The 12,298-nt window shown below is 47.8% G+C and carries 6 protein-coding genes; 4 read left to right on the top strand and 2 right to left on the bottom strand.

What is annotated here, in order from left to right:
* Nucleotides 1–22: 22 nt before the first annotated feature.
* Genes CKY02_RS15275 through CKY02_RS15260 form a run of 4 tightly spaced genes read left to right on the top strand, consistent with a single transcriptional unit; the run spans nucleotide 23 to nucleotide 10,229 of the window.
* Nucleotides 23–433 carry a CorA family divalent cation transporter gene (locus CKY02_RS15275; RefSeq protein ID WP_112895950.1) on the top strand — a complete coding sequence of 137 codons (411 nt, stop codon included), beginning with the start codon at nucleotides 23–25 and terminating at the stop codon, nucleotides 431–433.
* A 36-nt stretch (nucleotides 434–469) separates the two neighbouring features.
* A complete protein-coding gene (locus CKY02_RS15270; RefSeq protein WP_112895949.1) occupies nucleotides 470–1,297 on the top strand; it encodes a hypothetical protein in 828 nt (275 codons plus the stop codon).
* 50 nt (nucleotides 1,298–1,347) lie between these two features.
* Complete coding sequence (locus CKY02_RS15265; protein WP_112895948.1) at nucleotides 1,348–9,207, top strand: type I polyketide synthase; 7,860 nt, start codon at nucleotides 1,348–1,350, stop codon at nucleotides 9,205–9,207.
* On the top strand, nucleotides 9,207–10,229 hold the full coding sequence (locus CKY02_RS15260) for an arylesterase (protein WP_112895947.1): 1,023 nt from the start codon (nucleotides 9,207–9,209) through the stop codon (nucleotides 10,227–10,229). Before CKY02_RS15265 ends, CKY02_RS15260 begins: the two co-directional genes overlap by 1 nt.
* A 415-nt stretch (nucleotides 10,230–10,644) precedes the next feature.
* Here the strand turns inward: CKY02_RS15260 and CKY02_RS25800 are convergent, their stop codons facing one another.
* Together CKY02_RS25800 and CKY02_RS24745 are read right to left on the bottom strand one after the other, a co-directional pair.
* Complete coding sequence (locus CKY02_RS25800; protein WP_238399099.1) at nucleotides 10,645–10,827, bottom strand: hypothetical protein; 183 nt, start codon at nucleotides 10,825–10,827, stop codon at nucleotides 10,645–10,647.
* A 1,240-nt stretch (nucleotides 10,828–12,067) separates the two neighbouring features.
* Entirely contained in the window at nucleotides 12,068–12,232 is a 165-nt protein-coding gene (locus CKY02_RS24745; protein ID WP_167405315.1) for a hypothetical protein, read from the bottom strand.
* Nucleotides 12,233–12,298: the final 66 nt, after the last annotated feature.

The raw sequence follows: 12,298 nt of genomic DNA, 5'->3' as shown, positions 1-12,298 counted from the left end.
AATAATAATCAGGAGAAATACAGTGGCTAATCTCAGAGAAATACTGATTGCCTTTGGTTGGGGGGGTATTGTTGTCGGGATTATGATGGGTGGGTTAATAGGAATGTATGCTTTTAAAGGGCCATTCCGTGCACCTAAAGGTCATGAGAGCTATACAGACTTAAATCGTAGGATGCTCAGGCTAGCTCATATTGCTTTTATCATGTTGCCGTTGATTTCTATGTTATACGGTATGAACATTGACGATTTACAGGTTCCTTATATTTACAAGTATTACGCAACAATCTGCATGATGATTCTTTCTATCGGGATCCCTGTATTATTGATTGCCTCGTGTTTTTATTTACCGTTCAAGTATGTTCAGGTTATTCCTTTTAGCTGTGGGATGTTTGCATTAGTTGTAATGGCCGTGGGCAAGGTGTTAGCCCTGTAATCTATTAATCGTAGTCTTTATATTGAGATTTTAATCATGGAAAAATTACCGAGTGCGCGTCAACTCGGCAGGGATGCTATTGCTGCAACCGTCGAAAATAACCAATATCAGCGTAATCATCAGTTTGCAAAGCGATTAATCGATCGCATTGAGGCACACCCGCTGATGAGAAACCCAATTTTGTTAAAGATGAATAGAGGTGAGTTCGACATCAGCCAGATGAGGATATTCCATCTGGAGTTTTATCACGCCTTCGCCCAAGTATTTACCGATGCGGTGATCGAAGCGTTGAGCTCAGCAAAACAGCTGGAAGGGCGTTTGGGCGCGCGGGCAAAAATGGCAGCTCGTTTTTTGCTGCAAATTAACCTGCTAGATGAGTTAGGTTTCCACCCAGGAACAGGCTCTGACAGTGGCTATAACGGGCAACCAGCACTGGCTCACTATGTGCAATTCTTCAACACCATCGAGCAATTGGGGATGAGTGAGAATGAGGTGAAAGCCTGGTTTCCGATGTCCAGTTCAGTGGCATGCCGCGCGACATTTGAAAATGCCTACGGTGACTACCCTCAGTTGGTGGCACTATTAGCCGTTGCTGAAACAGTGTTCCACGACTTTGCTACTCCTTGGGCGAAAAGCGTGGGTGTAGCGACAGATATTGATGTGTCTACCGGTTATCACAGTATTCACGTAGAGACCGAAACCGGTGAATCAATTGAAGACGGTCATTCTGAGGATGCTTGGATCTTATTCTGTCAGGCGATTACCGAAGATCGCTTTGATGAAATGGAACAGCGAGTAGACCTGTGGCTGAAAGTATGGAATGACTTCTGCAACGATCTGCTGGCGGGTCGTGCTGCAAAATAATTTCAGGCTAATTTAACTTTTCATATATAAAGAATAAAGAGCTAATCATTATGCCGTCCCACCAGTTGTTTAACAGGGGATTTAACTCCTTCAACCAACTATTGCCAGAACTTGCTGTTCAACATACCGACAAGACGGCATTTGAGTTTTTACGAAGTTCTAGGGAGATACAAAATCAAAGCTATGGGCAATTGCACCAGCGCGCAGCATCATTAGCAAGCGCACTTCAGCAATATGGTCAGCGCGGTGATAGGGTTATTTTACTTTATCCGGACGGTGAAGATTTTATTGGGGCGTTTTTTGGCTGCCTTTATGCAGGGATGATTGCTGTCCCGGTCCCTATGCCAGCGAAATCCTCAGGAAATGGGTGGGAGCGTTTTATTGGCGTTTTACGCAATGCGAAAACAGAATTTATTGTAACAACCGGGAAAGGAACCGAAACGTTAATACAACTGACTTTACCGTCACCTCCACTTATTTTTACTTTTGATAAACCGGAAGCGATATCACTGCCTGCGGGATATCGCCTTCATTGTCTTGAACGCCATTTTGCTGGGGTATTTAATCCTGCGCAGATGACTGACACCGATCTGGCATTTTTACAATACACCTCAGGCTCCACGGGTACGCCAAAGGGAGTGATGGTTACCCATGGCAATCTGTGGGCAAACTCACAGGCTATTCACCACTATTTTGGTCATCACAGTGAAAGCCGCGGCATGATATGGCTGCCGCATTTCCACGACATGGGGCTTATCGGTGGACTGTTACAGCCCGTGTATGGGGCGTTTCCATGCCGGGTGATGTCACCGATGATGCTGATGAAAAACCCGCTTAACTGGTTAAAACAGATCTCAGAATATCGTGCGACTACATCGGGGGGGCCCAATTTCGCGTACGATCTTTGCGTGCGTAAAATTAGCCAGCAACAGGCTGAAGGTTTAGATCTCTCCTTCTGGGATGTGGCGTTTTGCGGGGCTGAGCCTATTCGTCCTGCTACATTGCGCCAGTTTGGTGAGCATTTTGCCCATACTGGCTTTCGCGCTAAGGCATTTTTACCCTGCTATGGCATGGCGGAAACCACGTTGATCGTTACCGGCATGGATAAAGGCCAGGGAATGGTCGTGACCAATGAAGATGAAAAAGATCCCGGTGTTGTCAGCTGTGGTCAGGCGTTGCCAAATACCGAAGTACGCATTGTCGACCCTGTTAGCCTGCGTGCGCTTGAGGCTGGACAAACGGGAGAAATCTGGTTGCGTGGGCCCAGCATTGCGAGCGGTTACTGGAATAATGCTGCTGCGACAGAAGCTACTTTCCATGCTCAGATCGAGAATGAATCGGCACACTGGTTGCGCAGTGGTGATTTGGGGTTCCAACAGCGAGGATCGCTGTACGTTACTGGGCGTGTGAAAGAACTCCTGATTGTCAATGGTCAGAACCATTACCCAACGGATATTGAAGAAACGATCCGGAACGCTGATGCTCTGCTGGCCGATGCCACTGTCTGTGTTTTTGCCAGTGACATTGCGCAGACAGAGCAGGCCGTTGCCTTGCTGGAAATCCCGGAACGCGCCAAAGAGTCTGTTGATACAGCAGCGTTAAACGACCGCCTGAATGCAGCAGTGGCAGACCGGCATGGCATAACACTGGGTGAGTGGGTATGGGTTGGTCGACGGGCGATTCCACGCACGACCAGTGGCAAACTGCAACGAACTTGTGCCAAGGCAATGTACCAACAGGATGCATTAGTTGTGCGATGGAGCAGCCGAGCGGTTCAACCACAACCGGCCTGTACAGATGGTGGTATGTTTCACAGTGTGCCGGCGCTAGCGTCATTTATTGCAGGTATTATCAGTACGGCGGTTAACAGGACCGTTAACCAACAGCATTGGGATGATGCGTTCACGACATTTGGGCTGAACTCGTTGCAGGCCGTTGGTGTGATAGGTGAATTGGAACAGCATCTGGGCCGTGAGCTTTCTCCATCGTTGATTTACGATTATCCGACCATCAATAAACTGGCCGTGGCACTGTTGCAGCCTGCGGAGCAAAAAGCCGGGGCTACGGTGGCTATCACTGACGATGCTATCGCGGTGATAGGAATCGGGGTTGAATTGCCGGGGCACAGCGGCGTTCAGGCGTTATGGTCGTTGCTACAACAAGGACAAAGTACGACCGGAGATATTCCCGCTCACCGTTGGGCGGGTTCGGCGTTAAGCGGTTTTAATTGTAAAGGCAGTTTCTTTGACACCGTAAGTGAATTTGACGCTGGCTATTTTGGGATTTCGCCGCGTGAGGCTGAGTATATTGATCCGCAACATCGCTTGTTGTTAGAAACCGTGCAGCAGGCATTAACTGATGCGGGGTTAAAGGCCTCCGCCTTGCGGGGAAGTGATACCGGGGTGTTTATTGGTATCAGCGCCAGTGATTATGCTTTGCTCTCGGGCGATCGGGTTTCTGCCTATAGCGGGTTGGGTAATGCGCACAGCATTGCGGCTAACCGCATTTCCTATATTTATGATTTCAAAGGGCCAAGTGTCGCAATTGATACGGCCTGTTCCTCTTCTCTGGTCGCGATTGACGCGGCGATACAAAGCCTACGTTCGGGGCGTAGTACGCTGGCTATCGCTGGCGGCGTGAACTTGGCTCTGACACCGCATTTACAGACCGTCTTTACGCAGGCGCATATGTTGGCGCCAGATGGTCAGTGTAAAACCTTCGACGCACGGGCCGACGGATATGTGCGCGGTGAAGGATGTGGCATCGTCATTTTAAAACCACTGGCACAAGCACTGACCGATGGTGACCGGGTTTATGCCACTCTGGTAGCGAGTGCCATCAATCAGGATGGTCGTAGCAATGGGATCACTGCGCCGAATGGCCTATCACAACAGGCGGTTATCGCACGAGCGCAGGCCGAGGCGGGCATCAATAGCAACCATATCGATTACGTGGAAGCACATGGTACCGGTACGGCATTGGGCGACCTGATTGAATTTCAAGCGCTGGAGGCGGTGTTCGCGCAACGCCATCAACCCGCAGCGGTGCAGGTGGGGTCGATCAAGACGAACATTGGTCATTTGGAAGTAGCCGCAGGCGTGCTTGGGGTTGTAAAAGTGGCCTTGATGCTGCACTACCAACAGCGTGTACCTCATTTAAATTTCAAACAAATCAATCCTCATATTGCCGCCATTAGCCGCCGAGTTTCGGTAGCGGGGAACCGCAGTTGTGGATGGGAGTCGGCTGAGGGCCAACGCTATGCAGGCGTCAGTAGTTTTGGCTTTGGGGGAACCAATGGTCACGTGATCCTGCGTGACTGTCCACAGGCGGCAAAAGGTGAAGAGGAAGCGTTACCGTTAACGTTACTGCTGGTGGCCTCGCATGAAGAACAGGGTTTTAACGCCCAGCGTGACGGTGTATACCGCAGCTTGCAGTTGCAACGTGATGCTGACGTCTCGGCGTGGTGCCGTCTGGTCAATACCCGTTATGACCACCCACGCTACCGTGGGTTTGCCTTTGGGGCCAACCGCCAGCAATTGGCCGAGAACCTGATGCAAATCAGCGGTAGCAAAGCGGGCAAAGCGCAGCCTCAGGTCTGGTTATTCCCTGGGCAGGGAACGCAACAAATTGGCATGGGGGCAGCCTTGTATCAGCATCTGCCATATTACCGCAAGTGCTTTGACCAACTGGCTGATACAGTTTTACAACGTTATCAAATCGATATCCGCCAGGCGCTACATGCCCAAGACGACAGCTGGCAGCGCTGTGCTAAAACTTGTCAGTTGTCCCTGTTTGCGTGCAGCTATGCCATAGCAGAGAGTTTGATGCAGCTCGGGTTACGCCCAGTGGCCGTGATTGGTCATAGCCTGGGTGAATATTGCGCCGCGGTTGTTGCCGGTCAAATATCGTTGGAGCACGGGCTGGCAATGGTTCACCAACGCGCCCACTTGATGGCCAGTCTGACCCAACATGGCGCGATGGCCGTGGTGTTCAGCGGTGAAGATGAGGTTCGTCGCTACATCGCCCCATGGGCAGGAGAGGTTGCCATTGCTGCGTTTAATACGCCGACGCTGACAACCATTACAGGGAGTACTGCGGCGATTGAAGCCTGTCTGAAAGACATTTCTGGGATGGGCGGTCATGCCCGGCGCATTAAAACCGCCAACGCATTCCATTCTCACCTGATGGACCCCATCTTGTCAGAGTATCAACTCTGGCTAACGCAACACGTTGATTTTAAAAAAGGGAATCTGCCTTTCTACAGCAACCTTGACGGCAAGGTACGCCAATATACGACGGCTGACTACTGGGCCCAGCAAATTCGGCAACCGGTTCACTTTTTGCAAGGAATTTGGGCACTGTTTGAAGAAGAGAAATATACGTTTGTGGATCTGAGTGCAGACAGTTCGCTGGGCAAATTTGTTGTTGTGACAGACCGTGGGCAACACGTATTGGTCGCGGCTGACCATCGACATGAATATCAATCACTGCTGACGCTGCTTGGCTCATTGTGGCAACACGGGCATGACATCGAGTGGTACAGGCTGTACCTCGCAATGGGCCGTGAGGCGTTGACGCTGCCAGCCATCCAATTTTGTAAAAAAACCTACTGGTTGGTGGATGAAAAGTTAATGCAGCCATCATCTTCACATGAGGACGTTATGTCACACCACCACCAATTACGGAGCGAAATAAAAGCGATTATAGCCGGGTATCTTGGGGCACTGCCCGAGGATTTGGATGACGATCTGCCTTTTCTGGAAATGGGCGCGGATTCGTTGGTTCTGTTGGATGTAATCAATACCATTAAAGATCGTTACGGGGTCGCGATCCCTATGCGCTCACTGTTTGAAGAGTTAAATACGTTGGATGCGGTGCTCCACTATGTCGTGGAGCATGCCCAGGTGACGGAACCCGTTGCTCCGGTCAATGAAAATCGCGGTGCTATGCCCGTTATGCCATGTGCGGAACCCACGGTAGTACCTGCATCGGTTCATGCGGGCGAACTCGGGGGGACGGTATCGGTTGCGGCTCCTGAAGCACTGCAAGGCTTGATTGCACGGCAGTTAGAGATCATGTCACAACAGCTTCGCTTACTCAATGGCGGCATAGTTCAACCCGCTCCGGCCCTGCCGGCTGTAGAGGCCAGTGCACCAGTGGCGGCACTCCCGCAGCCACTGGTGGTTAAACCTACGGTTACGGATAAGGCACAGACCAATGCAACACCGACTAAAGCCGGTGCGCACAACAGTTGGTTTAAAAAGGAAACCCAAAAGGCTTCGCTGGGGGCCGAACGTGACAGACATATTCAGCAACTGACTGAGCAATTTGTCAGGAAAACGGCAAGTTCGAAACATAATGCCCAACAATTCCGCGCCGTCTTGGCCGATAACCGAGCATCCGCGGGCTTCCGTTTATCCACGAAAGAAATGCTCTATCCTTTGGTCGGAGTGCGTTCGCAAGGTGCCCGTATCTGGGATGCGGATGGCAATGAATACATTGACTTCACTATGGGATTTGGTGCCAACCTGTTAGGGCATGCGCCGGAATGCGTGCAGCAAGCCGTTGCCGCGCAGTTGTCCCAAGGCATGCAAATTGGGCCACAGAGCTCCCTTGCTGGTGAGGTGGCAACGCTGATCGCAGAGCTGACGGGTCAGCAGCGCGTGGCTTTCTGTAATTCTGGTTCTGAAGCGGTAATGAGCGCCGTACGCTTGGCGCGCGCTGTGACAGGCAAAAATAAAGTGGCGCTGTTTAGCGGTTCTTATCACGGTGTGTTTGACGGCATTTTGGGGCGCCAACAGGGAGGGGAGACACCAGAGCACGCGATACCTATTGCTGCCGGTACACCCGCGTCACTGGTAGAGGATCTGCTGGTACTTGAGTATGGCAGTGAAGAGAGCCTGGTACTGATTGCTAAATACGCCGATCAATTAGCAGCGGTCATCGTTGAGCCGGTGCAAAGCCGGTATCCCAACCATCAACCGCGCGAATATTTGCATACGCTGCGTAAATTGACGGCTGAACACGATATCGCCTTGATGTTCGACGAGGTGATTACCGGTTTCCGTTTGGCTGCCGGTGGCGCACAGGCGTATTACGGCGTGAAAGCAGATATTGCTACCTATGGGAAAATTGTCGGTGGCGGTATGCCAATTGGTGTTATTGCTGGCTCTGCACGCTTTATGGACAGTATCGATGGTGGCTTCTGGCAATATGGCGATGAGTCTTGGCCACAGGCCGAGCTGATTTTCTTTGCGGGGACGTTCTCCAAACACCCGCTGACCATGGCCGCGAGCAAAGCGGTACTCGAATATATCAAGAACCACCCTGGACTCTATGACGATATCAACCAGAAAACGAACGACCTCGCGCAAACGCTCAACACCTGGTTTGCGGCGACGGGAACTCCGATCGAAATTGTTTCCGCTGGCAGTTTGTTCCGTTTCAAATTTAGCGGTAACTACGACATCTTGTTCTATCATCTCATGTTGCGCGGCATCTTTATTTGGGAAGGCCGTAACTGCTTTGTGTCCACCGCGCACACCACACAGGATATTAAGCTGTTTATCACTGCGGTTAAAGAAAGCCTCAATGCCATGCGTGCCGATGGCTTCTTCGGTGAGGATGGTTTGCAACCTAATACGTCTTACCCTGCCACTGACCGCCAACAGCGTTTTACACTGCTGGCCGCTGAGGGGGAGTTGGGGCTACGTGCGGGTAACATTGGTTGCGTCATCGAAACGGCTCGTCAGATCGATGGTTCCATGATGCGCCAAGCCTGGACTTTATTGAGTGAACGCCATGAAGCATTGCGTATGCAGTTCAACGGCACCGGCGAGTTGCAGGTCATGGCATCTTGCGTAGGTGGCGTAGATTTTACCGAAGAATGCAGTGAACAGGCAGAAAATAATGCCCGATTGGCGGCGTTTGCGGCTCAATCGTTCACCTTGTTAACTGCTCCATTGGCTCGTGTATTACTGTTACGGCATGTCGGCGGCTCAACGCTGGCCTTGGCCGCGCACCATACAGTTGCAGATGGTTGGTCATTTATGGTGATGCTGCGCGAACTACTCCATATATATGATTCCATAGTGGCAGGGCAGTTGCTTGAACTGGCGGCAGCACCAAGCTATTTGCGCTTTATACATGCGGAAAAGACGGCAAATACTGCCCTCATTGCCCAGTACTTGTCTAAACTACCAGCACAGCGTTTGAACCCTGCGCGTGCGTTACTGGTTATTCAGCAAGTAGCACCATATCAAGGTAAGCGCTTAAAAGGGGGAGTAGATTACCCAGGATTACCGTCTCAGTTACGGAAAGCTGCCGCAAAGCTACGGGTAACTCGTTTTGTGATGTTGAGCGCCTTGTTTGTGTTGACCTTAGAGAGGTTTATTGGTCACTCTTTGCTGCCTGTCGCTGTACCGAATTCCGGTCGGGATTTTGAACGGAGTGAAGGGCTTGTGGGGCAATGTGTCAGTTTGATGCCGTTTTGTTTTGACAGCGCCGCCAGCTCGTCACTGTCTGAATTTGTTGCTGCGATATATCAAGCTGCGTTGGCTCAGCGTGATGCGCCAGCATTACCAGCTCATTGTTTCCATGGCGAAGGCGTGCAATTCCCTGTGCTGGCAACGTTCAATGTTGAACCTCATGCACCGCTGACCGAAATGCGCCAGTGGCAAGCTAGCCTGTCAATGCTGCCCGTCAGTGCGGTTGAGTTCCCGCTAATGGTGAACGTAGTGGAAATGGCTGAAGGGTTGTCAATCGAGCTGGACTATCAGGAGCGTTACTTCTCTGCGCATATAGCTGCCGAGCTGCTGGAACATTACCTGGCTGTGATCAATGTCTTGGCAGAGCAGGGCGTGGACGCAGTGAATCAGCAATTTTATTCACCTGCTGAAGTGGAAGCCTGATGAAAAAGCTGATAGGTATTGTACTGGTTATTGCTGCATTGGCGTATACGATCAATCTGCTATTTGATGCGGGCGTTTTCTACAGCGTTCAAGATATTCACATGCAGCAGTGTAGAAAAATAGAGGGTGTCAACGGAGCTGAAGATATCGTGCCGTTGCAAGATGGCGGTGCGTTAATTAGCAGTCTTAACCGCCATGGTAATGTGTCAGGTACCCTCTATTACTTACAACCGGGACAGGCACCTTTGCTGCTGCCAGGAGATTATCCAGCGGAATTTTTCCCGCATGGTATAGACGTATGGCAACAGGAGGGAAACACCTGGGTTTACGTGGTGAACCATCGTCATCAAGGGGACCGTATTGACGTTTTCCGTTTTGAACGTGCAGCAATGCGGCTGGTTTATCAACCTGCGTTGTCACGCAGTGTTGGAAAAAATATCAATGATATCAGTATTATTGATAAAACCCACTGGTTGCTCACACGGGATCACGCGTATTCCGGTCTGCTCGGCCGCATTGAAGATTACCTGCGTTTGCCACTCGCGCGCGTATTACTGATCGATGACTCTGGGGTGCACACATTGCTCGATGGGTTGCACTTTGCGAACGGTATTTATTATGACCGACAACGGGAACGGCTGTATGTGGCGGAAACCACAAGCGGTGCCCTAAGCAGTTGGGCATGGCAACCAGGTGGGACGGCACCTATGTTACTGAGTCGGGTAACCGGCTTGCACGGGGTAGACAATATTATGCCTGATGAAAAAAGGGACAGGTTATTGGTGGCCGCACACCCACAACTGCTGAAACTGGCGGCGTACCAAAAGGATGCGCAAGTGCGTTCACCATCTCTGGTCTGGCAGTTGGCGATTGCCCCAAATGGGGAAACAGAACGCGCTCAGGTGATTCACCAAAGCCATGGCCAGATGTTGGCGGCAATCAGCGTCGCGGCACCGTTGGCTGGCCAAGTGGTGATGGGCAGTGTTTTTGATAATGGGCTGTTGATGTGTAGGGGAAACTAGCATGTTGAAAAAATAGTTCTCCCGCCGCTCGACCTTCACCGGCACGTTAGAGGGGCAGACGTTTACCTTGGCAACAGTTGAAACGGTACTCGAAAGCGCTCTGAAAGCCGGTATATCACTGCCTTATAATGTTGTGGTGAAGGCTCCGATCTGGCGGTGGGTTTGGGGTTGAAAATAACTCATGCCTTTTTGTCTTTCTTTATACCGCACGGCATAACTCCTTTTTTGAACAGAGAAAATATTGCTTCTAATTTAGCGTCTTGATTAAAAGAAAATAAATATCGATAAATGCTTATCATATTTAACATGTCATTACATTCGTCATTGACTTCATTTAGAGAATTATCGTATTCTATGTTATCAACCAACCCTTGTTTCTTTCTTATAAGATATCATTTTCTTTTTCTAATATTTTTTAACTTGATCCTTGGTAGATATTTTTAACTCTATTAAGGATATCCTTTTCTGCTTTTTTATAATCCTTATGAAGATAAAACTCGGATACCAGATTAGAGAAAAAATCACTCCAAACCATATAATTATCTGGTATGTCTTGATCGAAAAGAAGCTTTAATGCCCTATCTTTATTATCAATCATTTCATATTCATTAAACTCTTCGATAGAACCGGATAAAAAATCCGAAATTTTAAAAAATTCAATGGGTTTCCATATAAAAATTTATTATCTCACTCATATTGAATTATCTTAAAATTTTACCCCAGAGATCAAAAACTCTTTGTCTGCCTATTTGATTTACGTCTTTCTCAAAAATATTAGTGTTATACATCTCTTTGGATCTAATAATAATACCATTCTCCATGCCTTTTTTAGCTATATTGTGTATGTGAGTCACTTGTTTAGATATGGTATTAATTGATTGATTTAGATTTATTTTATCCAGAGCATTGCATCAGTATATCCGTGATGATTACCTTGATTCTTTACTATTGTACTAACACCATTATCGGATTCTCTTAAGAAGATTACATTTTCTGAATTATCGATACCCGCACTATCCGACAACAGTACCCGCGCCAGAAGAGCTAACTATATAAAAAGTCAGCCAAGATAGTCCTAATTCATTATCTTGGTTGACTTTTAGATATTCCTAAACTATAAATAACATCGCTTTACTTATCTTTTTTTGCATATATAAAATAACCAAGATCACCATCTTGACCAATTAAGAAATAATTTGGTTCAACTTCCTGAATGAGGTAATTTGATATCCAACTCTTTTTCAATAAAATCTAATTTTTCTAAAATATCTTTTCTCTTCATAAAATTTTCCTCTTAATAAATCTAGATGTTAAAGAATGGATTGTTTTTATTAGCATTTCTAAGCTTATCGAAATATTTATCAACATCACTCAGAGATTTTACTGTTCAAAAATAACCCATAAATAACCAGTTTACTACTGGTGTTTTTAATATTTTTGAGAGATCTTTTCTGAAAAGTGGAATAACCCATCTTCCGATTCATTTATTGCTTAATTTGGAAATAAAAAATATACTCTTTATCGTTTTTAAAATCATATTTTCTTCATGTGGATGAAAAACATCATTAAGAGTCATATCCAATAATATTGTCCTGCTCAATGGATAAAGAAAATTTCATTTTCTAAGAAATATAACCCTGGCAATAACCTGGATTTTTTTGAGACGGAATTAAACCATTGGATTCATTCTTTTATAAGGATGCCATCGGTAAGCTCTAGTCGGCGCGGGCTTACCGTGAGTATGCACCAAAATAGATCATAAGAAGGCCGGAAGATTATAAGGATCTTTCCGGCTTTGCTTGGTGATTTTTATGCTAATTTTATAAACACATCTATTTTTATTTGCTTATGTAAACAGAAGGGCCAGTAAGACTTATATGTAAGCAAATAATTTTTATATCTATATCGTTATTTTTAATACTCACTATATTTTTATTATCCATGGCGGATTCGACTAATAAGTGCAATTTTTCAGAAGGGCGGTCAGTTGCTATAGTAGGCATCTTTCCCGCCACAGGAGAATGCACTATGGCCTATACACAACTGACCGAAACAGAAAGATACCAGAT

It is taken from the genome of Photorhabdus bodei (assembly GCF_003287735.1).
Lineage (GTDB): Bacteria > Pseudomonadota > Gammaproteobacteria > Enterobacterales > Enterobacteriaceae > Photorhabdus > Photorhabdus kayaii.
The sequence above is the reverse complement of the archived record's forward strand: the minus strand, read 5'-3'. Positions and strand labels throughout refer to the sequence as shown.

Bases quoted from the DNA above. Each gene is read 5' to 3' on its own strand.
- CKY02_RS15270 (WP_112895949.1), top strand. From the start codon at position 470: ATGGAAAAATTACCGAGTGCGCGTCAACTCGGCAGGGATGCTATTGCT.
- CKY02_RS15265 (WP_112895948.1), top strand. From the start codon at position 1,348: ATGCCGTCCCACCAGTTGTTTAACAGGGGATTTAACTCCTTCAACCAA.
- CKY02_RS15260 (WP_112895947.1), top strand. From the start codon at position 9,207: ATGAAAAAGCTGATAGGTATTGTACTGGTTATTGCTGCATTGGCGTAT.
- CKY02_RS25800 (WP_238399099.1), bottom strand. From the start codon at position 10,827: ATGATTGATAATAAAGATAGGGCATTAAAGCTTCTTTTCGATCAAGAC.
- CKY02_RS24745 (WP_167405315.1), bottom strand. From the start codon at position 12,232: ATGCCTACTATAGCAACTGACCGCCCTTCTGAAAAATTGCACTTATTA.